We start from the raw sequence: 554 nt of genomic DNA, 5'->3' as shown, positions 1-554 counted from the left end.
ACAGACCAGTTTGCGGGCCGCTTCATCGCCCCGGCTGGCATTACGGGGCTATGGCAGGTCAGTAAGCGTGGCAAGGGTACCATGTCGGCGGATGAGCGCAAGATGCTGGATGTGGAGTATGCCCGAAACTACTCGCTGCTAAAAGATATTCAGATTGTGCTGAAGACACTACCGGCCCTATTTCAAAAAGAGAGTGTTTGATGAATAAAATGCTCCTAACCTTCGCGCTGGTTTTGCAGACGTTGGTAGCCTTAAGTCAGAATAGCTCTGAGCCAGCGGAAAGCTGGCAGGATAAGTTTTTTGAGTCTTCCGAAACAGTGCTGCCCGTCTTAATTGATGCAGCCATTAAATATTCAGCCCAGATAGAAAATCTGGATATTGCCCAGCAGGTAGCTCTTGAAAACCAAAAGCTCGAAAAGAAAAGAATATTGAGCGGACTATCCGTGGGCTCCAGCTATAGCTACGGAAGTGTGTACAACGCCATAGATCCAGCGGGTGCCCGCCCGGTTGGGGGGGGGAATCCCTTTAACTTGCCTACCCAATCACTGTACAAA

The 554-nt window shown here is 49.8% G+C and carries 2 protein-coding genes; both read left to right on the top strand.

Annotated elements, in window-relative coordinates; all coding sequences use genetic code 11:
* The coding region (locus J4D97_RS23230; RefSeq protein WP_208309658.1) for a sugar transferase at window positions 1–201 on the top strand (201 nt) is incomplete at its 5' end.
* On the top strand, window positions 201–554 hold a 354-nt coding region (locus tag J4D97_RS23225; RefSeq protein ID WP_208309657.1), incomplete at its 3' end, for a hypothetical protein. The genes J4D97_RS23230 and J4D97_RS23225, both read left to right, overlap by 1 nt.

Source organism: Hymenobacter defluvii (assembly GCF_017589435.1).
GTDB lineage: Bacteria > Bacteroidota > Bacteroidia > Cytophagales > Hymenobacteraceae > Hymenobacter > Hymenobacter profundi.
This window is presented reverse-complemented; position numbering and strand designations above follow the sequence as displayed.